We start from the raw sequence: 22,147 nt of genomic DNA on the forward strand, positions 1-22,147 counted from the left end.
ACACCGCGACGACTGCACTGGAGCCCTACGACGACGGCTCGACGGAGGACGGCATGCGCGAGACGGATCGGGGACGGGCGGGCTGGACGGCGGCCGGGGCACTGGCCCTCGCGGCGGCCCTGGGCGTGAGCGGAGTGGTGGCCCTGTCGGCGACGTCCGACGGCGGCACCGGGGTGCGCGAGAAGGGGCGGGGGGCGGTGGCGGCCCCGCCGCGCGTGCCCGGCTCCGTGGGGCCGAACGGCGACGGGGCGGCCGACGCGGGCGACGGGTCCATACCCGTGGCCCGTCAGCTCACCCCGTTCGACACCGGGCACTCGGCGCTGCGCCGCCTGGACCCGGTGCTGCTGGCGGCGGTGCAGTCGGCGGCGAAGGACGCCGAGCAGGACGGGGTGGACCTCTTCGTGACGTCGGGCTGGCGCAGCAGGGGGTACCAGCAGCGGCTGCTCGACGAGGCGGTGCGGAAGCACGGGAGCGTGGCGGAGGCGCGGAAGTTCGTGGAGACGCCGGACGGGTCGCGGCACGTGCGGGGGCAGGCGATCGACATCGGTCCGGCGCGGGCGGACGAGTGGCTGATCAGGGAGGGGGCGCGGTACGGGCTGTGCCAGATCTACGCGAATGAGCCGTGGCACTTCGAGGTGCGGGAGGTGGGGGGCGGGCGGTGCCCGGAGATGCGGGGGGACGCGGCGGGGCAGGGGTGAGGCCCGAAGCGGTCGGGTCGGGGGCGGGAGGGGCCGCCCCCTGTCGGCCGGGTCCCGCCCCCGGTGGAGCGGGGGCCGTCAGGGGCGGGAGGACAGGAACCGGGCGCGGGCCTCCGAGAGGTCGACGATCGGGTCCGGATAGTCCAGGCGGGCGCGGTCCGGGCCCGCCAGGTGCCAGGGCTGGTGGACGGCGGAGCCCGGCAGGGAGGCCAGTTCCGGAACCCACCGGCGGACGTAGTCGCCGTGCGGGTCGAAGCGCTTGGCCTGGGCGAGCGGGTTCAGGATGCGGTTGGGGCGGGTGTCGGTGCCGGTGCCCGCCGCCCACTGCCAGTTGAGCTGGTTGTTCGCCAGGTCGCCGTCGACGAGCAGCGACAGGAAGTGGCGGGCGCCGATCCGCCAGTCCACGTACAGCGTCTTGGTGAGGAAGCTGGCCACCAGCAGTCGGCCCCGGTTGTGCATCCAGCCCTCGTGCGCGAGCTGCCGCATCGCCGCGTCCACCACCGGAAAGCCGGTCCGGCCGGCCTTCCAGGCCTCGATCTCCCGGGTGTCCGTGCGCCAGCGGTCGTGCCGGTCGCGGTAGTCGGTCCGCGCGACGGCCGGGCGCGCGGCGAGGACCTGGTGGTGGAAGTCCCGCCAGGCGAGCTGCCGTACGAACGCCTCCGCACCCGCGTCCGCCTTCCGCCGCGCCCGGTGCACCGCCTCCAGCGGGGAGAGCGCGCCGAAGTGGAGGAAGGGCGAGAGACGGGAGGTCGCGTCGCCCGGCAGGTCGTCGTGGCGGTCCTCGTAGCCGGAAACGCCGTCGGCCAGCCAGGCGGAGAGGCGTTTGCGGGCCGCCTTCTCGCCGCCGCGGGCCAGCCCCGGCGAGGTGTCCGCCACCGCGTCCCGCGACGGCAGCGGATCGCCCGCCACCCACTCCGGCACCCGCACCGCCCTCGGCGCACCCAGCACCGTACGCAGCTTCACCGCCTCCCACCTGCGCAGATACGGGGTGAAGACGGCGAAGTGGTCGCGTCCGGCGCCCGAGGGGACCTCCGCGCCCGGCGGGACGACGGTGATCACCGCGTCGTGGACGGTCAGCTCGCAGCCCTGCGCGGCGAGTGCCTTGCGCAGCCGCTCCTCGCGGCGCTGCGCGTAGCCGCTGACGCCGCCCGCCACGTGCACGGCGGTCGCGCCCGTCTCGGTCACTAGGCGGGCGACCTCGTCGACGACCTCCCCGGTACGGAGCACCAGCCGCCCCCCGCGCTCGCGCAGGGCGGCGTCCAGGCCGGCCAGGCAGTCGGCGAGGAAGGCCCGCCGGTTCGGCGCGGTGAAGCCGGCGCGCCGCACCCCGTCGTCCAGGACGAACAGCGGAACCACCTCGTCCGCCCCGTGCAGCGCGGACCGCAGCACGGGCTGGTCGTGGACGCGCAGGTCGGAGGTGAACAGGGCGACGGCGATGCGCGGGGAGGCGGGGGCGGACGTACGGGACGTACGGGCCGTGCGGGTCGTGCGGGTCATGCCGGGAACTTCATGAGGGCGACGGGGTCGGAGGTGGGTGCGGGCGAGCCGCCGGACGGCTCGACGGTGATGCCCATGCCGGAGGCCTTGCCGACGGGGCCGTCGAGCAGGACGGCGCCGGTGGTGGCCGCCGGGTCCAGCAGACCGGCGGAGCGCATCGTTCCGGCGTCGTTGAACCAGAGCTGATAGGTCTTGCCGGGCGGCGGAGTCGGCATGCCGGAGGCCACGAACGCGGCCCGGTCGCGGCTGCGCGAGACGACCACCGTCGCCGAGGCCCCGTCGCCCACTCTGCCGGTGGTCGTTCTGGCGTCCGGCGCGGCGAGCACCGCGGCCAGCGCCTCCGTCTGCCGCTGCGCGGTCTGCGCCTGCTGCTGGGCGTCCTCGGCCACCTGGTGCTGCCAGGCGGCGATCCCGCCGAACGTGGCCGCGGCGGCCAGGCACGCGGCGAGGGCGAAGCGGGTCGCGGCCCGCCCGTACCGGCCCCGGACGCGGCCCTGGCGTACCGTCAGAGGGCCTTCCTGGCGCTCGGTGGTGATCCGCCGCAGCACTTCCGTCTTCATCCGGACCGGCGGGTTCTCGGTCATCGCACGGCCCAGCCGGGCGGCGGTGGCGGCCAGTTCGGTCACCTCCTGGGCGCAGGAGGGGCAGTCGACGAGGTGGCGTTCGAAGGAGAGACGCTCGTCGTCGGGGAGCGCGTGCAGCGCGTACGCCCCGGTCAGCGTGTGCAGTTCGGCGGTGCTCATGCGCCCACCCCCAGGCAGTCGCGCAGCCGGATCAGTCCGTCGCGCATACGGGTCTTTACCGTCCCCAGCGGGATGCCGAGGAGTTCGGCGACCTCGCGGTAGGCGAGGCCGCGGTAGTACGCGAGGGTCACCGACTGGCGTTGCAGCTCGGTGAGGGTGCGCAGACAGCGGCGCACCTGCTCGCGCTCCAGACGGGCCTCCACCTGCTCGGTGACCTCGTCGTACGCGGGGGTGCGGTCCAGCAGCGCGGCCCGCTGCTCGCGGTCGGCGGAGGCCTGCGCGGAACGCACCCGGTCCACGGCCCTGCGGTGCGCGAGGGTCAGCACCCAGGTCATGCCGCTGCCCCGGGCCGGCTGGTAGCGGGCGGCGGTGCGCCACACCTCGACCAGCACCTCCTGGGCGACCTCCTCGGACTGCGCCGGGTCGCGCAGGACGCTGCGGACCAGCCCCAGTACCGGCCCGCTGACCAGGTCGTACATCCGGCCGAAGGCCTCCTGGTCGCCCCTGGCCACCCGGCCGATGAGCTCCTGGAGGCCGTCGGGCCCGGGCGCGGGCGCCCCTTGGAGGTGGACGGCTTCTTTCACGCGGGTTTCCTTCGCTGGTGCTGGGGCGGGCGGTCGACTCCCCACGGTCCCACCGGATATTCGGAGGTGTGGGACCTGCGGATTGGTGTCGTCGGCCGGGGGTGTTACGCGCGTGCCCCCGCGCCGCGCCCGCGCGGTCGCAACCGGTGCCGGGCGGTACGCACGTCACCCGTCCGGTCCCGTGCCGCGCGGGCCGTGTGCGCCGCCCGGACCGTGCGGAAGCCGCTCAGGCCGCGAGCTCCCTGTCGGACCGGCCGGACCGGCCGCGACGGGCGGGCCCGGGGCGCAGGGCGAGCAGGACACCCGCCGCGGTCGCCACCGCCAGGGCCGCCGCGGCGACGAGCGTCATGGCGTCGGGCCGGACGAGGGCCTGCCCGCGCAGGGCCTGCCAGGTGACCAGGCCGAGGAGTGCGGCGTACGAGGCACAGGCGACGGCGGTCAGCCGCAGCCGGACGAGGGGGTCGGCGAACCGGGCGAAGCGCGGGGCCAGGGCCAGGAGCAGCAGGGCCAGCAGCGGCAGGAGTTGCAGCGAGTGCATGCCCACGAAGTGCGGTATGCGCAGGTCGCCGCCGGTGGTGGCCCAGCCGGTCACCGGCATGGCCGGGCCGCCGTCGGCGACCCCCACCCCGTGTGCCCCGACCGTGTCGGTGATCCCGGCCTCGCGCTGGGCGGGGGTGGGCCGCGTCATCAGGAAGCCGAGTCCGGTCCCGGCGAGGGCGAGCACGGCGCCGGCCTTCACGGCGAGCGAGGTGGCGCGCTCCAGGATCCTGGTGCGCAGCAGCAGGACGGCTGCCACCAGGCTGCCCACCCACAGCACCACGATGGTCAGGCCCATCGCGGCGAACACGGCCGAGTCGAAGGCGGTTTCGAGATTGAAGTGGCTGCGCCTGCCCCGGGCGGCCTGGCCCAGGATCAGCACCATCTCGCCGGCGCTCGCCGCGGCGACGACGGTCCCGGCCAGCCGGCCGGCCGTGCCCGCCCGCCCCTTCGGCAACAGCGACAGCATCCAGGCCAGGGACAGCCCGTACGCGGCGAACGACACGGAGAACTTGAACGGCTTGAACCAGACCGGCGAGCCCGCGACCGTGCGGTCGTCGGCCACCAGCCCGATGCCGGTCAATACGGTGGAGGCGATCATCAGGACCGAGAAGACCACCAGAGGACGGTGCCAGGCACGCCAGGCTGCGGGCATGGGAGACTCCCAACGGAGAACGGATAGTGGCACTGGCCGCTATCGGATAGTTGAACTATCCGTCCGGGCCCGCGAGTTGGCAAGGCCCCTCCTCGGACCGAAAGGTGAACAGGCAGTGCGCATAGGCGAGTTGAGCCGCAGGACCGGAGTGCCGGTCCCGACCATCAAGTTCTACGTCCGCGAAGGGCTGCTCCCGGCGGGGGAGCTGACCAGCCCGAACCAGGCGACGTACGGGGACGGGCACGAGCGGCGGCTGCGCCTGATCCGTTCGATGCTGGGCGTGGGCGGCCTGTCGCTGGCCCGGATCGCGGAGATCCTCGCGGTGGTGGACGACACCTCGCAGCCGGTGTTCGAGCTGATGGGCGAGGTGGCCGGCACGGTGGCGGCGCCGCGCCCGGCCGGCAGCGGCGAACCCTCGGCGCGGGCCCGCGCCGAGGTGGCCGCCCTGGTCGAACGCCGGGGCTGGCACGTCCCGGCCGGCCACCCCGACGGCGAGGCCCTGGCCCGCACGCTCACCGAGGCGGAACGGCTGGGCCACGAGGGGTTCGCGGTGACGCTGGACGCGTACGCGCAGGCGGCGGAGCGGGTGGCGGAGGCGGACCTGTCGTACGTGCGGGGGCTGGGGGCGCGGGACGACGTGCTGGAGGGCGTGGTGATCGGGATGATGCTGGGCGACGCGGTGTTCGGCTCGCTGCGGCGCATCGCCCAGGCGGAGGAGGCGGGCCGCGTCTACGGCAGGGGGCGGCGCGGGGACGAGGAGTAGGCGCGGGGCGCGGGGGGACGCGGCCGGGGTTCACCGCGAAGGTGCGCCCAAGGTTCACCGGAGGTCTGCAACCGTCGGCGTATGTGCCCCCGAGGGGTCTCCGTCAGCTTTCTGACCGGCCGCAGGAGCTGCCCGAAGGGGCGCGGCTCCGGGGCCCGGCGAGGAAGTTCCGTTCCGTGACCAGCAGGGGGAACGCCATGAATCCGACCCGCACCCGTGCCGCCCGGCTCGCCGCCCTCCTCGGCGGAGTGGGCCCGGCCCTCACCGCGATGACCGCCCCGGCGAGCGCGGCGGACGTCATCAAGCAGGGGCGCGAGGGGTACGAGGTCGCCTGCGTGCAGCGCGGGGTGAACATCGTCCAGAACCCGAACGTCGCGGTGGACTCCGACTTCGGCCCGGCCACCCGTGCGGCCTTGGTTCGCCACCAGAAGGCGGAGCGGATCAGCGCCGACGGCCAGGTCGGTCCGACCACCGGCAGCCACCTGATCAGCGACGTCCAGCGCATCCGCCAGAACGACATCCGCGCGGGCGGCACCGGCGCGTTCTGCCCGGACTGGCTGCGGGACTGCACCGGGAGCATCCCGCACCGAGCCGGACATGTGCCAGGGGCCGGTCCTTCGCGGGACCGGCACTGAGCCACGCACCGCGTCAGGGCCGGTCCTCTGCAGGGCCCGCACCGAGCCGGGCACGCGTCAGGGGCCGGTCCTTCGCGGGACCGGCCCCTGACGCGTGCGCCGTGACTCAGGCCGAAGCCTGCTCCTGCTCGCGCTCCACCTGCTCGTTCCACTCGCGCTTGACCGCGCGCCACGCGTCGTCGTCCTGGCCCAGCCGCCAGTAGCCCGAGACGGACAGCCGCTCGCGCGGGATCTGGCGCTCCACCCGCAGCAGCCGCCGCAGGTCCTTCACGAAACCGGCCTCGCCGTGCACGAACGCGTGGACGTCACCGGCGGGGAACTCCAGGTCCCGTACCGCCGCGACCAGTTGTTCGCCGACCGGCGCGGAGCCCCGGTGCAGCCACGTCACCTCGACGCCCGCCGGGGACTCGATCTTCTGCTCCTCGGCGGCGTCCGCCACCTCCACGAAGGCGTGCACCCGGGCGCCCTCGGGCATCCGCTCCAGGGCCGCCGCGATCGCGGGCAGCGCGCTCTCGTCACCGACGAGCAGGTGCCAGTCGGCGGCCGGGTCCGGGGCGTACCCGCCGCCCGGGCCCAGGAAGCGGACCGTCTCGCCGACCTGGGCGCGGGCCGCCCACGGACCGGCCAGACCCGCGTCGCCGTGCACCACGAAGTCGATGGCCAGCTCGCGCGCCGCCGCGTCCCAGCTACGGATCGTGTACGTCCGGTTCGCCGGCCACTGCTCCGCGGGGAACTCCTCGCGGATGCGGGCCATGTCGAAGGGCTCCGGGTAGGTCACCCCGGGCGCAGGGAAGAGCACCTTGACGTAGGCGTCGGTGAACTCGTCGGCGGCCAGGCCCGCGAGAGCCTCGCCGCCCAGGACGACGCGCACCATGTGCGGGGTGATCCGCTCGGTGCGCACCACCTTGGCCTCGTGGGCTCGCGGTGCCTTGCGTGCCGGTCGTTCTGCCACGGTGCTCTCCCCAAACTGCGACTCAGGTACTTAGGTATACCTAAGCTAACAGCTCACCCCTGGAGCACCGAGAGCAGTCGCTGCAAAGATCCGCCCAAGCCCCACTTCCCGGCCAGCGCCTCCAGTGCCGCCGGATCGCGCGGCGCGTGCGGCAGGGCCGCGTCGAACCGCGGCACCGGGACGTCGTCCGCGACCCGCACGACCTTCGGGGCGACCGCGAGGTAGGGCCGGGCCGCGTCCAGCTTCGCGCGCTGGGACGGCGTCAGCTTCGCGGCGGGGTCGTCGACGGCGGCCATGATCCCGGCCAGGTCCCCGTACGCGTCGAGCAGCTTGGCTGCGGTCTTCTCGCCGATGCCCGGCACGCCCGGCAGGCCGTCGCTCGGGTCGCCGCGCAGCAGGGCCAGGTCCACGTACCCCGGGCCGTCCACCCCGTACCGCTCGCGCAGCCAGGACTCGTCGGTGACCTGGAGGGTGCCGACGCCCTTGATCGGATAGAGGATGCGGCGCCCGCGGGCGTCGTCGACGAGCTGGAAGAGGTCGCGGTCGCCGGTGACGACGTCGACCGGGCCGGTCGCGCGGGCGGTCAGGGTGCCGATCACGTCGTCCGCCTCGTACCCGTCGACCCCGACCCGGGCGATGCCGAGCGCGGCGAGCACCTCCTCGATCACCGGGACCTGCGGCGTGAGGGTGTCCGGGGTCTCCTCGGCGTCGGGGGCGCCCTCGATCTCCTCGGCGACGCGGTGCGCCTTGTAGGAGGGGATGAGGTCGACCCGCCACTGCGGGCGCCAGTCGTTGTCCCAGCAGGCCACCAGGTCGTCGGGCCGGTGGTCCTGCACCAGGCGGGCGATGAAGTCGAGCAGGCCCCGCACCGCGTTGACGGGGGTGCCGTCGGGGGCGCGGACCGAGTCCGGGACTCCGAAGTAGGCCCGGTAGTAGAGGGAGGCGGTGTCGAGGAGCATCAGGCGTCGGGTCACCTTCCTGATGATGCCGTACGGCACCGACAGCGACCGGGCGAGCTGGGGGCACCCCTTGCCCGGTGGAAGAGGCCACGCCCTGCCCGGTGAAAAAGAGGACAAAACCGGGCCGAACGTCATCTTTGAAGTGAACTGGGTCACTTTTCGTTTGGTTGATCCCGACTTGGGAAGCAGCGCACTCGGAGCGGACCTCGTCCGAAGTTCAACTTCTTGATGTCAATTGCATCTTGTGGGGCGGGCTTCCGGGCGGGCGCAGCGGGCCGACTCCGCACCGCTCCACGACCTGTCCACGGGGGTGACGGGTCGTCTTCGTCCAACCCGTGAGGTGTATGTGTCCAGGCTCCAGGCCGAGAACCTGTACAAGGTGTTCGGCAGACGACCCGGCGAGGCGGTCCGCAAGCTCCAGGGCGGTGCGGACCGTGAGGAACTGCGCGCCGACGGAACGACCGCCGCGGTGATCGACGCCTCGTTCAGCGTCGAGCCCGGCCAGATCTTCGTCGTGATGGGCCTCTCCGGCTCCGGAAAGTCCACCCTGCTGCGCATGCTCAACGGGCTGCTGGAACCGACCTCGGGCCGCGTCCTGTTCGACGGACAGGACGTGACCGCCCTGTCGCCGAAGGACCTGCGCGACGTGCGGGCCAAGAAGATCTCGATGGTCTTCCAGCACTTCGCCCTCTTCCCGCACCGCAGTGTGCTGGAGAACGCCGCCTACGGCCTCGAAGTGCAGGGCGTCCCGCGCGCCGAGCGCGAGAAGCGCGCCCACGAGGCCCTGGAGATGGCCGGCCTCAAGGGCTGGGAGAAGTCCTGGCCCGACGAGCTGTCCGGCGGCATGCAGCAGCGTGTGGGCCTGGCCCGAGCGCTCGCCACCGACGCCGACGTCCTGCTGATGGACGAGTCCTTCTCGGCGCTCGACCCGTTGATCCGCCGCGACATGCAGGACCAACTGCTCGAACTCCAGAAGACCCTGAAGAAGACCATCGTCTTCATCACCCACGACCTCAACGAGGCCATGCGCCTCGGCGACAGCATCGCCGTGATGCGGGACGGCCGTATCGTCCAGCTCGGCACCGCCGAGGACATCCTCGTCACTCCCGCCAACGAGTACGTCGCCTCCTTCACCCAGGACGTGGACCGCTCCCGCGTGCTGACGGCCGGCGCCGTCATGGCCGAGCCGCACACCGCGATCGGCGGCCTGGACGACGCGGGCCGGGAGCTGCGCACCCCCGAGGACGTGCTCGACGCCGCCCCGGCGAAGGTCGGCGCGGACACCCCGATCATCGAGCTGTTCACGCCGTGCTCGACGAGCGGTGTGCCCGTCGCCGTGACCGACGCGAAGGGCTCCCTGATCGGCGTCGTCCCGCGCGCGCGGCTGCTGGCCGTACTGGGCGAGCCGATGGAGCCCGCCGTGCCCGCGCCCGTACCGGACGCGCAGGCCGCGACGGCGAACGACGCAGACCAGGCGAACGAGGGCACCGAGAACGTGAAGAAGGTGTCCGCCGGTGCCTAGGCTCCCGCTCGGCCAGTGGGTCGACTCCGCCGTCGACTGGCTCATGGCCAACGTCAACTGGCTCTTCGACTTCGTCTCCACCGTCATCGGCGGCATGCAGGAGGGCATCTACGCCGTCCTCGGCGCCCCGAACGCGCTGCTCATGGCGGGCATCCTCGCCGTCGTCGCCTTCTGGCTGCGCGGCCTGACCGCCGGCGTGGCCTCCTTCGCGGGCTTCGCGCTGATCGACTCCATCGAGCTGTGGGACGACGCCATGTCGACCCTCTCGCTGGTCCTCGTCGCGACCGTCGTCACGATGGTCATCTCGATCCCGCTGGGCATCTGGGCGGCGCGCTCCGACAAGGTCAGCGCCGTGGTGCGGCCCGTCATGGACTTCATGCAGACCATGCCCGCCATGGTCTACCTGATCCCCGGCGTCCTCTTCTTCGGCGTCGGCCCGGTCCCCGGCATCATCGCCACGATCATCTTCTCGCTGCCCCCGGGCGTGCGCATGACCGAGCTGGGCATCCGGCAGGTCGACGCCGAACTGGTCGAGGCGGCGCAGGCGTTCGGCACCAAGCCGGGCAACATCCTCCGGCGCGTCCAGCTCCCGCTGGCCCTGCCCACCATCATGGCGGGCATCAACCAGAAGATCATGCTCTGCCTCTCCATGGTCGTCATCGCGGGCATGGTCGGCGCCGGCGGCCTCGGCGGCGCGGTCTACCGCGCGATCGGCAACGTCGACATCGGCCTCGGTTTCGAGGCGGGCATCTCCATCGTCATCCTGGCGATGTACCTGGACCGCATGACCAGCGCGCTCGGCACCGCCGTCTCCCCGCTGGGCCGCCGCGCCCTGGCCAAGGCGCGCGCCATGACGACCGGCGCCGCCAAGTTCTGGTCGTACCGTCCGCAGCCCGTGGTGGCGATCGCGGGCGTCGTCGTCCTCGCGCTCGTCGCGGGCGGCATGAGCCTGTTCGGCGGGAAGAAGGCCGACACGGCCGCCGACCCGTCGCAGATCGGCAAGGGCAAGAAGATCTCCATGGGGTACATCCCGTGGGACGAGGGCATCGCCTCCACCTTCCTCTGGAAGGAGATCCTGGAGCGGCGCGGCTTCACCGTCGACGCCAAGCAGTACGAGGCGGGCGCGCTCTACACCGGCCAGTCCACGGGGCAGATCGACCTGAACACCGACGCCTGGCTGCCCACCACGCACGCCCAGTACTGGGACAAGTACCAGGACAAGCTGGAGGACATGGGCGCCTGGTACAGCCCGACCTCCCTGGAGCTGACCGTCCCGGCGTACCTGGAGGACGTCAACACCCTGGAGGACCTCAAGGGCAGGGCCGACAGGTTCGGCGGCAAGATCGTCGGCATCGAGCCGAGCGCCGGCGAGATGGGCCTGCTCAAGGACAAGGTCCTGCCCGCGTACGGCCTCGACAAGGAGTACAAGCTCATCGAGGGCTCGACGCCCGGCATGCTCGCGGAGCTGAAGCGCGCGTACGCCAAGAAGGAGCCGATCGTCGTCCCGCTCTGGTCGCCGCACTGGGCGTACAACGACTTCGAGCTCAAGAAGCTCAAGGACACCAAGGGCGCCTGGGGCAAGGGCGACGGCGTCCACACGCTGGCCGCCAAGGACTTCTCGAAGAAGAACCCCGAGGTCGCCCAGTGGATCAAGGACTTCAAGCTGGACGAGAAGCAGCTCACCAGCCTTGAGGCGCAGATCCAGAAGTCCGGCAAGGGCAAGGAGCAGGACGCCGTCCGCACCTGGCTGAAGGACAACCCGGGCATGGTCGACGAGCTCGCCCCGGTCGCCGGGGCCGCCAAGAACGCCGACGGCAAGGACGAGCGGACCCGCGCGGTCGAGATGGGCTGGTTCCCCTGGGAGGAGGACATCGCCGCCACATACCTGTGGAAGAACGTCCTGGAGCAGCGCGGCTACAAGATCAACCTCAAGCAGTTCGAGGTCGGCCCGATGTACGCGGCCCTCGCCGCCGGTGACGTCGACGTCCAGCTCGACGGCTGGCTGCCGTACACACAGAAGAACTACTGGGACAAGTACCAGGACAAGCTGACCGACGTCGGCTCCTGGTACGGACCCACCTCCATCGAGGTCGCCGTCCCCTCCTACGTCAAGGACGTCAAGACCCTGGAGGACCTCAAGGGCAAGGCGGACCGGTTCAAGGGCCGGATCGTCGGCATCGAGGCGGGCACCGCCACGATGAAGAACCTCAAGGAGAACGTCCTGCCGCAGTACGGCCTGGACAAGGAGTACCAGGTCGTCGACAGCTCCACGCCGGGCATGCTCGCGGAGCTGAAGCGCGCCTACGCCAAGAAGGAGCCGGTCGCGGTCCTGCTGTGGACGCCCCACTGGGCGTACAACGCGTACGACCTGACCAAGCTCAAGGACTCCAGGAAGGCCTTCGGCGAGGGCGACCGCCTGCACGTCATCGGCAACAAGGACTTCGGCAGGAACTACCCGCAGCTCACCAAGTGGTTCAAGGACTTCAAGCTGAGCGAGAAGCAGCTCGCCGGCCTGGAGGACGAGATCCAGAAGCGCGGCACGGGCCACGAGCCGGAGGCCGTGGAGGCCTGGATGAAGGAGAACCCGGGCATCGCGGAGAAGATGGCCCCGGTCACCGGCTGACCCCCGCGAACCCCGCGCCGGGCCCCGCCGTTCGTCACGAACGGCGGGGCCCGGCGTTCGTGCGTGGCGCGGCGCAAGGACCCGGGCCGACGCCTCCCACCTGCGTTCTTTGCTTAGACTTTGCGGTCGTGCGAACGACAGCGAGCACACCTCGCCCGCCCCTGCCCGCTTCCGGCCGTGGTCCGCGCCCGGCCGGCGGCCCGCCCCCTGCCCGGCCTCGGCACGCCCCGGCCGCCGGGCCCCGAGTGGACCGGCGGTCCCCGCGGTTGTGCCGCCCAGGTGTGACATGTGTACGAAACCGGGGCGTGAAGCTGCGTAGTCTGCTGTGCGTCGGTGGAAAGAACGAGTTGGGGAAGGGAGACGAGCCGTGTCGACGACCGGGGAACACGAGCGGTACACGAAGGACGACAAGAAGGACGACAAGGAAATCCTCCGGGTCGGCACCGCCGTCCGGAGGCGGCGCCGCGCCCTGGCGCTCACCCTCGCCGTGGTGGCCGAGCGCAGCGGCCTCTCGGTGCCCTTCCTCAGCCAGATCGAGAACGAGCGGGCCCGCCCCAGCCCGCGTTCCCTCCAGCGGGTCGCCGACGCCCTGGAGACCACCGCCCAGCAACTGCTCGCCGCCGCCGACTCGGCGCTCTCGGTCGGCCTGGTGCGCGCCGAGGACGACCCGGGACTCGAACCCGGCTCGGGGGTGCGTCCCCTGGTGCGCGGCCACCACCAGTTGCACGCGCTGGAGTTCACCGGCATGCAGGACGCGGGACAGGAGTACCAGCACCGCAACGACGAGCTGATGTACGTCGCGGAGGGCGCCGTCGAGGTCGAGGCGGAGGGCCGCGCCTACCGGCTCTCGCGCGGCGACGCGCTGCACCTCTCCGGGGGAGTGCGGCACCGGTGGCGGGCCACCGGTCCTGACACCAGGATCCTGGTGGTGGCGGTGGCCGAGCACATCGACGCCGCCGACGAATCGAGGCGGTGAGACGCGGTGCGGGTCGTCTCCCTCGTCCCGTCGCTGACCGAGGCGGTCGCGGTCACCGCGCCCGGCGTCCTGGTCGGCGCGACCGACTGGTGCACCCACCCCGCCGAGCTCGGGCCCGGCGTCGTCCGCGTCCGGGGCACCAAGAACCCCGACCTGCCCGCGATCCTCGCGCTGCGCCCCGACCTGGTCGTCGCCAACGAGGAGGAGAACCGCGCACCCGACCTCGCCGCCCTGCGGCAGGCGGGCCTGAACGTCCTGGTCACCGAAGTGCGCACCCTGGAGCAGGCGTTCGCCGAGCTGGCGCGGGTGCTGCGCGCCTGCGGCACGGACGGGCGCCCGCCCTGGCTGGCGGCGGCGCGCACGGCGTGGTCGGACCTGCCCGCTGTGCCGCCGCGCCGGGCCGTCGTGCCGGTCTGGCGCAAGCCCTGGATGGTCCTCGGCCGGGACACCTTCGCCGGTGACCTCCTGCGCCGGCTCGGCGTGCGGAACGTGTACGCCGGGCACGCGGAGCGGTACCCGCGCGTGGATGCGGCGCAACTGGCCGCGTGCGGCGCCGAGCTGGCGGTCCTGCCCGACGAGCCCTACCACTTCACCGCCGACGACGGACCTGAGGCGTTCCCGGGCGTTCCCGCCGCGCTCGTCGACGGGCGGATGCTCACCTGGTACGGCCCCTCGCTCGCCCAGGCCCCTACGCTGCTGGGCGGGGCGCTGCGAGCAGCACACCGCTGAGCAGGCCCCGTACCGTACGGAAAGCGGTCACGGCCCAGGCCGCCACGAGCAGGACGAACAGGGCGGCGGCCAGTCCGCCCAGCGCGTCCAGGCCGGTGTGCCGGGCGAGGCCCGCCGCGCCGGTGACGCAGGTGCCGACCGGGAAGGTGAAGCCCCACCAGGTCATCGCGAAGCCCATCCCGGCGCGGGCGGCCCGGACGACCAGCGCCGCGGCGAGGGCCAGCCACAGCAGGGCGAAGCCCAGCACCGGCACCCCGTAGACCACCGCGAACGCCTGGAAGCCGTGCGCGTACGCGGGCCCGATCGCGCCGTCCGCGACGTCCGCGAGCTGGTTGACGGCGGTGGTCGACTGGCCGAGCGGCCCCAGGACCAGGAAGAGGGTGGGGGTCAGGGCCGACGGCGGCGGACCGTGCAGCAGCAGCCGGGCGAAGATCATCGGCAGCAGGAGCAGGGTGGCGAGCAGGCTCAGCCCGAACATCGCGTAGCAGGCGAGCAGCATCGTGGCCCTGGCCTGCCCCTCGGGCAGGTGCGGTATGAGCTGGGGGCCCAGCGCCGCCGCCACCATCGGCGCCACCACGGGCAGCAGCCACACGGGCGAGGCGCTGGACGGCCCGTCGATCCGGTGCCGCACGACCATGAGGTACGGAACGACCAGCGCGGCCAGCAGGGACAGGACCGTGCCCGCGGTCCACAGCACCCAGGCGACGGCGAGGGCCGCGGGCTCGCCGATCACGTCCTGCCCGGCGGCCGCGGTCGCGCCGCCCACGGCCAGCACGCCCATCGCGAAGCAGCCGTAGAAAGGGGCGACCGACGCGTCCAGGAGGTGCGCGCGGGCCTGGTCGCGATGGTGGCGCCAGTGCAGCGACCTGGCCGCCAGGAGGACCAGGAGGGCGACGGCGGACAGGGCCCAGGCCGCGCAGAGCAGCGCGCGGGGCGGGGTGAAGGGGGCCGGGAGGGAGTGTCCGGCGGTGGCCAGGATCGCGGTGCCCATCACGGAGGCGTACCAGTTGGGGCCGAGGTGGCGGGTGAGGGGGGCCAGGGGGCGTGCGGTGGTGACCATGGATCTCATGGTCGGCCGCTCGGATCGTCCCTGGTAGAGGGCGGTTCGCGATGGCGGCATAAGCTGGGGTTATGAGCCAGGAGCCGTGGATACCGCTGTCCCACCGGGTGCCGGAGCTGGGCGCGCTGGAGCTGTTGCTCGCCGTGGCCCGGCTGGGGAGTCTGGGGCGGGCCGCCAAGGAACTCGGCATCACCCAGCCCGCCGCGAGCGGGCGGATCCGGTCGATGGAACGGCAGCTCGGAGTGACCCTGGTCGAGCGCTCCCCGCGCGGGTCGCGGCTGACGGCCGCCGGGGCGCTGGTGACGGACTGGGCGGGACGGATCGTGGAGGCGGCGGAGGCCTTCGACGCGGGGGCGCGGGCGCTGCGCGGGCGGCGGGATTCGCGGCTGCGGGTGGCGGCGAGCATGACCATCGCGGAGTACCTGCTGCCGGGGTGGCTGGTGGCGTTGCAGGCGGAGCGGCCGGGGACGGCGGTGTCGCTGCTGGCCGGGAACTCGGCCGCGGTGGCCCGGCGGCTGCTGGCGGGGGAGGCGGACCTCGGGTTCGTGGAGGGGCTGGCGGTGCCGGAGGGGCTGGACGGGGTGGTGGTCGCGCGGGACCGGCTGATCGTGGTGGTGGCGCCGGGGCACCCGTGGGCGCGGGCCGGGCGGGCGGTGACCGCCGGGGAGCTGGCGGCGACGCCGCTGATCCTGCGGGAGGAGGGGTCGGGGACCCGGCAGGTGCTGGACGCGGCGCTCGCGTCGTACGGCGGGCTGTCGGCGCCGCTGCTGGAGCTGTCCTCGACCACGGCGGTCAAGGCGGCCGCGGTGAGCGGGGCGGGGGCCGGCGTGCTGAGCGAGTTGGCGGTGGGGGAGGAGGTGGGGGCGCGGAGGCTGGTGCGGGTGGAGGTGGCGGGGGTGGCCCTCGCCCGGGACCTGCGGGCGGTGTGGCCCACGGGGCCGGGACCGGCCGGGCCGGGGCGTGATCTGCTGGCGCTGACGCGGAGGGGAGACGCCGTTTACGGCGCTCACTAGCGGTTACCCGATGGCCATGACTGCACAGAACGCCAACGCCAAGTCCACTGCCGCCACGGCGAAGAAGACCGCGGCGAGCGCCACCGACCAGGCCAAGGAGGCCACGGGCACGGCGAAGGACGCCACGAAGGACGCCACGACGGACGTCGCGTCCAAGGCGTCCGCCGCCGCCCAGACGGCGACCTCGGCCGGCCTCAAGGGGGTCCAGGCCGGGAAGCAGGCCCTGGAGTCCGCCTCGGGCAAGGTCGTCTCGTCGGCCACCACCGCGTGGACCCTCATCCAGAACCGCAAGGCGATCGTCGCCGGGGCGGGCGCGGGAGTGGTCGCCATCGGCGCGATGTCCTTCGCGATGGGCCGCAGGGTGGAGCAGCAGAGCAGGGGCCCCCTGACCAAGATGCTGGCCGGCACTCGTTTCTGAGCTCGGGCCAGGGCTTCTGAGCTGTTGCGGGGCGGGGCGCGGGCACCGTCGCGGTGGGTTCCACCGCGGCCGGGGCTCGCGCCCCTCGCTGCTTGCCCGGACCGCGCCCTTCGCCCCTGCCCGGACCGCGCCCCTCGCTGCTTGCCCGGACCGCGCCCCTCGCCCCTGCCCGGACCGCGCCCCTCGCCCCTGCCCGGACCGCGCCCGCGCGTCCTCCACCGCCGGACCGCCGAGTGGGCCGCATCGCTCGCCCCCGGTTACGGAACATGCCCCAGGGGCGCGGGGAACCGCGCGACCAGCCACCCACGCACCCGCACGGAACCCCGAGCCCCGGCACCGGACGCCGACCACCGAGCCCGCATCCCACCGGCCCCACCCGAACGCCCCACGCCCTAGTGCCCCGCCGCGGCCGCGATGTTGCGCACCATCCCCCCGAACACCACCCCGTGGAACGGCGCCACACTCCACCAGTACGCGTGCCCCAGCAGCCCGTGCGGATAGAACACCGCCCGCTGGTGGTACACCGTGCGCCCCTTCTCGTCCTGACGGACCCCCAGCTCCAGCCACGCCAGCCCCGGCACCCTCATCTCCGCCCGCAGCCGCAGCAGCGCCCCCGGCTCGATCTCCTCGACGCGCCAGAAGTCCAGCGAGTCCCCGACCCGCAGCCGCGCCTTGTCCCGGCGCCCGCGGCGCAGGCCCACCCCGCCGACCAGCCGGTCCATCCAGCCCCGTACCGCCCAGGCCAGCGGGAACGAGTACCAGCCGTTCTCACCGCCGATGCCCTCCACCACCCGCCACAGCCGTTCGGGTGACGCGTCCACCACCGCCTCCCGGACGTCCGTGTAGAGGCTGCCGCCCGCCCAGTCGGGGTCGGTGGGCAGCGGGTCGCTCGGGGCGCCCGGCACCGAGGCGGACGACCACCGGGTGGTGACGTTGGCGTCCTGGACCCGGCGCAGGGCCAGTTCCACGGCCCGCTCGAAGCCGACGGGGGCGTCCGGCGGAGTCGCGACGTACGTCTCGATGTCGTGCTCCGAGCACACCACCTCGTGCCGCAAGGACTCCGAGAGCGGGCGCGCGAGAGCGGCGGGAACGGGCGTGATCAGCCCGACCCAGTGGCTGGACAGACGGGGGGTGAGGAGCGGAACGGGCAGGATCAGCCGCTTCGGGAGACCCGCCACCCGGGCGTAGCGCTGCATCATGTCGCGGTACGTGAGGATGTCGGGGCCGCCGACGTCGAAGGTGCGGCTGACGTCGGCGGGCAGCTCCGCGCAGCCGACCAGGAAGCGCAGGACGTCCCGCACGGCGATGGGCTGGATGCGGGTACGGACCCAGCTCGGCGTCACCATGAGCGGCAGCCGCTCGGTCAGGTACCGCAGCATCTCGAACGAGGCCGAGCCCGAGCCGATGATCACCGCGGCGCGCAGGACGGCCGTCGGCACGCCGGAGTCCAGCAGGATGCGGCCGACCTCGGCGCGCGAGCGCAGGTGCGGGGAGAGCTCCCGCTCCGGCACGCCGGAAGGGGTCAGCCCGCCGAGGTAGACGATCCGGCCGACCCCGGCCCGCTTCGCCTCCGCGCCGAAGACCCGGGCGGCCCGGCGGTCGGTCTCCTCGAAACGGCTGCCGGTGCTCAGGGCGTGCACGAGGTAGTACGCCACGTCCGTGCCCTCCATCGCCCGCCCCGTCGACTCGGGGTCGGTGACGTCGCCCTGGACCACCTCGACCTGGTCCGACCAGGGGAAGTCGCGCAGTTTGGCGGGGGTGCGGGCGAGGCAGCGGACGCGGTGGCCGGCGGCGAGGAGCTCGGGGACGAGCCGGCCGCCGATGTAACCGCTGGCTCCGGTCACCAGACAGTGCATGCGGGCTCCTTCGGTGGGGCGATGTCTCCACTGTGCTCCACTGTGGTCGATGCGACGCGCCCCCGCCGCTCCTGGCCCCGCCGCCCGGGTGGGCGTGCGGCGTCCGGCGCACCCCGGGAAATGCCTTGCCCGGGGTGCGGACGGGGCCCGAACATGAGCCATGGAGACATCGCCCCCGCAGTTCACCGCCCCGCCCGCGACCGGCGTCCGCCTGGACTGGCACGCCGTCCCGGCCGCCGTCCGGGCCCGCGTCGAGCACGACATCCTCGGCTCGCCCGTCGTCGGGGCGCGCACCCAGGCCGGTGGTTTCTCCCCGGGCGTCGCCGCCCGCCTCACCCTCGCCGACGGCACCCGCGCCTTCGTCAAGGCGGTCAGCGCCGACGCCAACCCCCACTCCCCGGAGCTCCACCGCCGCGAGGCCCGCAACACCGCGGCCCTGCCGCCCGGCGTCCCCGCCCCGCGCCTGCTCGGTTCGTACGACGACGGCACCTGGGTCGTCCTCGTCCTGGAGGACGTCGAGGGCGTCCAGCCCCGCATCCCCTGGCGGCGCGACGAACTCGACCGCGTGCTGGCCGCCCTCGCCGGCCTGAGCGCGGCTCTCACGCCCGCCCCGTACGACGCGCCCCGTACCGAGGAGGCCGACGCCCAGACCTTCCGGGGCTGGCGGCAGCGGCTGGAGTCGGGGGAGTGGGACGGGCTCGACCCATGGGCGGCGGCCAACCTCCGCCGGCTCGTCGAACTCTCCTCCCGGTGGGCCGAGTTCGCCCACGGCGACACCCTGTGCCACGCCGATCTGCGCGCCGACAACATCCTGCTCACCCCGGACGGCGGCGCCGTCTTCGTGGACTGGCCGCATGCGGTGCGCGCCGTGGCGTGGTTCGAGCTGCTGGTGATGCTGCCGAGCGTGGCCGCGCAGGGCGGGGGTGACCCGGAGGAGATCTTCGCCGCGCATCCGTCCGCGGCGGGTGCGGATCCGGACGGTGTCACCTGCGTGCTGGCCGCCCTCGCGGGCTACTTCGTCCACCACTCCCTGCTGCCGGCCCCACCGGGGCTGCCCACGCTTCGCCCCTTCCAGGGGGTGCAGGGAGCGGTGGCGGTGGCGTGGCTGCGGCGCAGGCTGGGGGAGTGAGCCCGTTCGGGCGGGGGTCTGCCGGGTGGGTCTCGCCGCGATCCGACCCCGCGCCGAGCAACCCCCTGGCCCAGCGGGTACCTCTCCCCCTCCCGCTTCCCCGCCCCCTTGGGCGACGGGGCCGCCCTTCCCACTCCCCCAGCCCCTTGGGCGACGGGGCCGCCCTTCCCACTCCCCCAGCCCCTTGGGCGACGGGGCCGCCCCAAGGGGGCGGGACGGGCGGGCAAGGGGGCGGCCCCCTCCCGTTCCCGGCCCACCCGGGTGCTGCCCCCTGCGCAAGCGCCTGTGCCGGACGCGCGACCTCGCCAAGGCCGTAGCTCAGCCCCGGCACCGGACGCCTCAGCCCCGTTCTGCTCACGCAGAAGAGGCCCCGGACCCGCCCCTTTCCCTGAAGCGCTCGCCGCGCGGCTGCCTCCGGTTCACTGCGGGTGCGTCGTGGCCGGTCGCGCAATTCCCCGCGCCCCTGGAGGGGCGCTGCCCCCGGTGGGAAAGGTGTGGGTGCGTCGTGGTTGGGCGTGTCCCTGGAGGGGAGGGCGTCAGGAGAGGCTTGGTTGGGGGAGGGGGGAAAGGGGGGTGGCCGCCGTCAGGAGGGAGTGCATCAGGCGCAGGTCCTGGCCCATCTCCGGATGCCACTGCACCCCCAGCACCCACCCCGCCCCCGGAAGCTCGACCGCCTCGACCGTTCCGTCCTCGGCGTACGCCGACACCCGCAGACCCGTGCCGAGGCGGTCCACCGCCTGGTGGTGGTAGGCGGGCACCACGTCGACGTCCGGCACCACGGAGGCGTACAGCGTTCCCGGCACCGGCTTCACCGGGTGCTCCCCGAAGACCCCCACCGTCTCGCTGTGCCCCTCCACGTGCTGCACGAGCGTCCCGCCCAGCGCCACGTTCAGCAGTTGCATGCCCCGGCAGATCCCGAGCAACGGCGTCCCGGACTCCAACGCCGCCCGGATCAGGGCGAGTTCCCACGCGTCCCGCTCCGGTGCGGGCGGCCCGGTGCGCGGGTCGCGCTCGGCCCCGTACCGTACGGGATCCACGTCGGGCCCGCCCGCGATCACCACGGCGTCCAGCCGGGCCACCACCTCCGCCGCCTCCTCGGGGTCGTCCGGCGGCAGCAGTGCCGCATGGCCGCCCGCCGCCCGCACCAGCCGTGGGTACCCCGCCGGGACCATCGCCGCGGGCAGGTTCCACACCCCCCAGGCCACGGACTGCTCCAGATACGTGCTGACGCCGACGAGGGGCTTGCGGGACACCGGTGGTTCCTCCAGGGGCGGGGGTGGGTGAGGCAGTGGGGTCACGGACGTTCGAGTTCGGCCTCGGCCGCGGCGAGTGCCGCGAATTCCTCCTCCGGCGCCGACGCCACGAGACGGTGCCGAGAGTAGAGGGCGAAGTAGCCGAGCGCGACGACGTACACGACCAGGGCGATGACGGCCGCGGTGACGTCCACCAGGAACGTCGCGACCAGCGCGAACAGTGCCAGCACGAGGGCCGTGCCCGAGGTCGCGACTCCGCCGGGCGTGCGGTAGGGGCGCGGGAGTTCGGGCTCGCGGCGGCGCAGCACCACGTGCGAGAGGGCCATCAGCGCGTACGAGATGGTCGCGCCGAAGACGGCGATGTTGAGCATGCGCGCGCCGTTGCCGGTCGAGGCGGCGAGCGCGAAGCCGATCGCGCCCGGGATGAGCAGCCCCAGGTAGGGGGCCTTGCGGCGGCTGGTGAGGGAGAGGAAGCGGGGCAGGTAGCCCGCCCGGGAGAGCGCGAAGAGCTGCCGGGAGCCCGCGTAGATGAGGGAGAAGAAGGAGGCGACGAGTCCGGCGAGGCCCGCGTAGTTCACGAAGCGGCTCAGACCGGTGGCCGCCCCGTCGCCCTGGAGCGCCACCACCAGCGGGTTGCCCGCGTCCTGCACCGCCGCCGCGCCGCGGGCGCCGGTCGCGGCGAAGAACGTCAGCATGGCGAGCAGGACGAGGACGCCCATCGCGATGGAGAGGGCCCTCGGCATCGAGCGCACCGGGTCCTTCGCCTCCTCGGCCGCCAGCGGCACCCCCTCCACGCCCAGGAAGAACCACATGCCGAAGGGGAAGGCGGACCAGATGCCCAGCAGTCCGAACGGCAGCCAGGAGTTCGCCCCCAGTGCGCCCTCGTCGACCGGGATGTCGTTGAGGCCGTCCGCGCTGAACTCCGTGAACGCGCCCACCGCGAAGATCAGCAGCGCGGCCACCGCGATCGCCGTGACCACCAGGCTGAAGCGCAGCGCCTCGCCGACGCCCCACAGATGGATGCCGATGAACAGGACGAAGCAGGCCAGGTAGACCGGCCAGCCCGAGGTCAGGCCGAAGAGGTCGAGCGACTCCACGTAGTCGCCGATGAAGATCGAGATCGCGGCGGGCGCGAGGATGTACTCGATGAGGATCGCCGTGCCGGTGAGGAAACCGCCCCAGGTGCCCAGCGCCCGCCGGGCGAAGCCGTAACCGCCGCCCGCGGTCGGCAGGATCGCGGAGAGCTCCGCGAGGGCGAAGACCAGGCAGGCGTACATCACGCCCATCAGGAGCGTGGCGATCGCGAGGCCGCCGAAGCCGCCCTTGGACAGGCCCACGTTCCAGCCGGAGAAGTCCCCGGAGACGACGTACGCGACGCCGAGTCCGGTGAGCAGCAGCCAGCCCGCGCTGCCGCGGCGCAGGGCGCGCCGTTTGAGGTAGTCGGAGTCGTGGGTGGAGGGGGGCGGGGGCGTCGTCCCGCCCGCCGGCGGCGCTCCGGGTGCCGCCGTTGCCTCGTGTGCCGTTGGTCCGTCCGTGGCCATGGGC

The 22,147-nt window shown here is 73.6% G+C and carries 20 protein-coding genes; 10 read left to right on the plus strand and 10 right to left on the minus strand.

Features of this window, described 5'->3' with window-relative positions:
- Nucleotides 1–53: 53 nt before the first annotated feature.
- Nucleotides 54–698 (plus strand): M15 family metallopeptidase, encoded by a 645-nt coding sequence (locus tag ACZ56L_RS25115; RefSeq protein WP_471066486.1) that lies wholly within the window; start codon nt 54–56, stop codon nt 696–698.
- A gap of 78 nt (nt 699–776) precedes the next feature.
- Here ACZ56L_RS25115 and ACZ56L_RS25120 read toward each other — a convergent pair whose 3' ends face one another.
- The 4 genes from ACZ56L_RS25120 to ACZ56L_RS25135 all read right to left on the minus strand — a co-directional run bounded on the left by ACZ56L_RS25120 (nt 777) and on the right by ACZ56L_RS25135 (nt 4,714).
- Nucleotides 777–2,195: a cryptochrome/photolyase family protein gene (locus ACZ56L_RS25120; RefSeq protein WP_471066488.1), complete on the minus strand. Its 1,419-nt coding sequence runs from the start codon at nt 2,193–2,195 to the stop codon at nt 777–779.
- Entirely contained in the window at nt 2,192–2,938 is a 747-nt protein-coding gene (locus ACZ56L_RS25125) for an anti-sigma factor (RefSeq protein ID WP_471066490.1), read from the minus strand. Before ACZ56L_RS25125 ends, ACZ56L_RS25120 begins: the two co-directional genes overlap by 4 nt.
- Nucleotides 2,935–3,522 carry a sigma-70 family RNA polymerase sigma factor gene (locus ACZ56L_RS25130; RefSeq protein WP_401760842.1) on the minus strand — a complete coding sequence of 196 codons (588 nt, stop codon included), beginning with the start codon at nt 3,520–3,522 and terminating at the stop codon, nt 2,935–2,937. The genes ACZ56L_RS25125 and ACZ56L_RS25130 overlap by 4 nt, the downstream gene beginning before the upstream one ends.
- A 226-nt stretch (nt 3,523–3,748) precedes the next feature.
- Nucleotides 3,749–4,714, minus strand: coding sequence for a hypothetical protein (locus tag ACZ56L_RS25135; RefSeq protein WP_471066492.1), 966 nt, complete (start codon nt 4,712–4,714; stop codon nt 3,749–3,751).
- Nucleotides 4,715–4,829: 115 nt separating this feature from the next.
- Between ACZ56L_RS25135 and ACZ56L_RS25140 the strand changes: the two genes are divergently transcribed.
- Nucleotides 4,830–5,477 (plus strand): MerR family transcriptional regulator, encoded by a 648-nt coding sequence (locus ACZ56L_RS25140; RefSeq protein ID WP_471066494.1) that lies wholly within the window; start codon nt 4,830–4,832, stop codon nt 5,475–5,477.
- A gap of 176 nt (nt 5,478–5,653) precedes the next feature.
- A complete protein-coding gene (locus tag ACZ56L_RS25145; protein WP_471066496.1) occupies nt 5,654–6,112 on the plus strand; it encodes a peptidoglycan-binding domain-containing protein in 459 nt (152 codons plus the stop codon).
- 106 nt (nt 6,113–6,218) lie between these two features.
- Here the strand turns inward: ACZ56L_RS25145 and ACZ56L_RS25150 are convergent, their stop codons facing one another.
- Nucleotides 6,219–7,064, minus strand: coding sequence for a siderophore-interacting protein (locus ACZ56L_RS25150; protein ID WP_471066498.1), 846 nt, complete (start codon nt 7,062–7,064; stop codon nt 6,219–6,221).
- A gap of 53 nt (nt 7,065–7,117) precedes the next feature.
- Nucleotides 7,118–8,023 carry a 5'-3' exonuclease gene (locus tag ACZ56L_RS25155; protein ID WP_471066700.1) on the minus strand — a complete coding sequence of 302 codons (906 nt, stop codon included), beginning with the start codon at nt 8,021–8,023 and terminating at the stop codon, nt 7,118–7,120.
- Nucleotides 8,024–8,369: 346 nt separating this feature from the next.
- Between ACZ56L_RS25155 and ACZ56L_RS25160 the strand changes: the two genes are divergently transcribed.
- The 4 genes from ACZ56L_RS25160 to ACZ56L_RS25175 all read left to right on the plus strand — a co-directional run bounded on the left by ACZ56L_RS25160 (nt 8,370) and on the right by ACZ56L_RS25175 (nt 13,873).
- Nucleotides 8,370–9,545 carry a quaternary amine ABC transporter ATP-binding protein gene (locus ACZ56L_RS25160; protein WP_471066500.1) on the plus strand — a complete coding sequence of 392 codons (1,176 nt, stop codon included), beginning with the start codon at nt 8,370–8,372 and terminating at the stop codon, nt 9,543–9,545.
- 43 nt (nt 9,546–9,588) lie between these two features.
- Nucleotides 9,589–12,168, plus strand: coding sequence for an ABC transporter permease/substrate binding protein (locus ACZ56L_RS25165; protein WP_471066702.1), 2,580 nt, complete (start codon nt 9,589–9,591; stop codon nt 12,166–12,168).
- 427 nt (nt 12,169–12,595) lie between these two features.
- Nucleotides 12,596–13,144 carry a helix-turn-helix domain-containing protein gene (locus ACZ56L_RS25170; RefSeq protein ID WP_401761023.1) on the plus strand — a complete coding sequence of 183 codons (549 nt, stop codon included), beginning with the start codon at nt 12,596–12,598 and terminating at the stop codon, nt 13,142–13,144.
- A 6-nt stretch (nt 13,145–13,150) separates the two neighbouring features.
- Nucleotides 13,151–13,873, plus strand: a complete 723-nt coding sequence (locus ACZ56L_RS25175) for a helical backbone metal receptor (RefSeq protein ID WP_468688200.1) — start codon at nt 13,151–13,153, stop codon at nt 13,871–13,873.
- Here the strand turns inward: ACZ56L_RS25175 and ACZ56L_RS25180 are convergent.
- Complete coding sequence (locus ACZ56L_RS25180) at nt 13,833–14,933, minus strand: TDT family transporter (protein ID WP_471066502.1); 1,101 nt, start codon at nt 14,931–14,933, stop codon at nt 13,833–13,835. The two genes, ACZ56L_RS25175 and ACZ56L_RS25180, sit on opposite strands and share 41 nt — an antisense overlap.
- Before the next feature lie 71 nt (nt 14,934–15,004).
- On the opposite strand from ACZ56L_RS25180, the gene ACZ56L_RS25185 reads away from it, so the two are divergent.
- Nucleotides 15,005–15,946, plus strand: a complete 942-nt coding sequence (locus ACZ56L_RS25185) for a LysR family transcriptional regulator (RefSeq protein WP_468688197.1) — start codon at nt 15,005–15,007, stop codon at nt 15,944–15,946.
- A gap of 16 nt (nt 15,947–15,962) precedes the next feature.
- Nucleotides 15,963–16,364 carry a hypothetical protein gene (locus ACZ56L_RS25190; protein WP_345224717.1) on the plus strand — a complete coding sequence of 134 codons (402 nt, stop codon included), beginning with the start codon at nt 15,963–15,965 and terminating at the stop codon, nt 16,362–16,364.
- A 392-nt stretch (nt 16,365–16,756) separates the two neighbouring features.
- Here ACZ56L_RS25190 and ACZ56L_RS25195 read toward each other — a convergent pair whose 3' ends face one another.
- Nucleotides 16,757–18,220, minus strand: a complete 1,464-nt coding sequence (locus ACZ56L_RS25195) for an SDR family oxidoreductase (RefSeq protein WP_380837854.1) — start codon at nt 18,218–18,220, stop codon at nt 16,757–16,759.
- A gap of 160 nt (nt 18,221–18,380) precedes the next feature.
- On the opposite strand from ACZ56L_RS25195, the gene ACZ56L_RS25200 reads away from it, so the two are divergent.
- Nucleotides 18,381–19,349 (plus strand): phosphotransferase, encoded by a 969-nt coding sequence (locus tag ACZ56L_RS25200; RefSeq protein WP_468688193.1) that lies wholly within the window; start codon nt 18,381–18,383, stop codon nt 19,347–19,349.
- A gap of 536 nt (nt 19,350–19,885) precedes the next feature.
- On the opposite strand, the gene ACZ56L_RS25205 is transcribed toward ACZ56L_RS25200, so the two are convergent.
- Both ACZ56L_RS25205 and eat read right to left on the minus strand, forming a co-directional pair.
- A complete protein-coding gene (locus ACZ56L_RS25205; protein ID WP_345224722.1) occupies nt 19,886–20,602 on the minus strand; it encodes a gamma-glutamyl-gamma-aminobutyrate hydrolase family protein in 717 nt (238 codons plus the stop codon).
- A gap of 41 nt (nt 20,603–20,643) precedes the next feature.
- The gene (gene eat / locus ACZ56L_RS25210; protein ID WP_468688190.1) at nt 20,644–22,143 is read right to left on the minus strand and encodes an ethanolamine permease; all 1,500 of its coding nucleotides are present in this window, start codon (nt 22,141–22,143) and stop codon (nt 20,644–20,646) included.
- Nucleotides 22,144–22,147 lie beyond the last annotated feature (4 nt).

It is taken from the genome of Streptomyces sp. NPDC039736 (genome assembly GCF_055596485.1).

What these genes read in the sequence shown, in the direction of transcription:
- ACZ56L_RS25180 (WP_471066502.1), bottom strand. Translation starts at nt 14,933, where the DNA reads ATGGTCACCACCGCACGCCCCCTGGCCCCCCTCACCCGCCACCTCGGC.
- ACZ56L_RS25185 (WP_468688197.1), top strand. Translation starts at nt 15,005, where the DNA reads ATGAGCCAGGAGCCGTGGATACCGCTGTCCCACCGGGTGCCGGAGCTG.
- ACZ56L_RS25135 (WP_471066492.1), bottom strand. Translation starts at nt 4,714, where the DNA reads ATGCCCGCAGCCTGGCGTGCCTGGCACCGTCCTCTGGTGGTCTTCTCG.
- ACZ56L_RS25120 (WP_471066488.1), bottom strand. Translation starts at nt 2,195, where the DNA reads ATGACCCGCACGACCCGCACGGCCCGTACGTCCCGTACGTCCGCCCCC.
- ACZ56L_RS25190 (WP_345224717.1), top strand. Translation starts at nt 15,963, where the DNA reads ATGACTGCACAGAACGCCAACGCCAAGTCCACTGCCGCCACGGCGAAG.
- ACZ56L_RS25125 (WP_471066490.1), bottom strand. Translation starts at nt 2,938, where the DNA reads ATGAGCACCGCCGAACTGCACACGCTGACCGGGGCGTACGCGCTGCAC.
- ACZ56L_RS25155 (WP_471066700.1), bottom strand. Translation starts at nt 8,023, where the DNA reads ATGCTCCTCGACACCGCCTCCCTCTACTACCGGGCCTACTTCGGAGTC.
- ACZ56L_RS25200 (WP_468688193.1), top strand. Translation starts at nt 18,381, where the DNA reads ATGGAGACATCGCCCCCGCAGTTCACCGCCCCGCCCGCGACCGGCGTC.
- ACZ56L_RS25165 (WP_471066702.1), top strand. Translation starts at nt 9,589, where the DNA reads ATGGCCAACGTCAACTGGCTCTTCGACTTCGTCTCCACCGTCATCGGC.
- ACZ56L_RS25115 (WP_471066486.1), top strand. Translation starts at nt 54, where the DNA reads ATGCGCGAGACGGATCGGGGACGGGCGGGCTGGACGGCGGCCGGGGCA.
- ACZ56L_RS25195 (WP_380837854.1), bottom strand. Translation starts at nt 18,220, where the DNA reads ATGCACTGTCTGGTGACCGGAGCCAGCGGTTACATCGGCGGCCGGCTC.
- eat (WP_468688190.1), bottom strand. Translation starts at nt 22,143, where the DNA reads ATGGCCACGGACGGACCAACGGCACACGAGGCAACGGCGGCACCCGGA.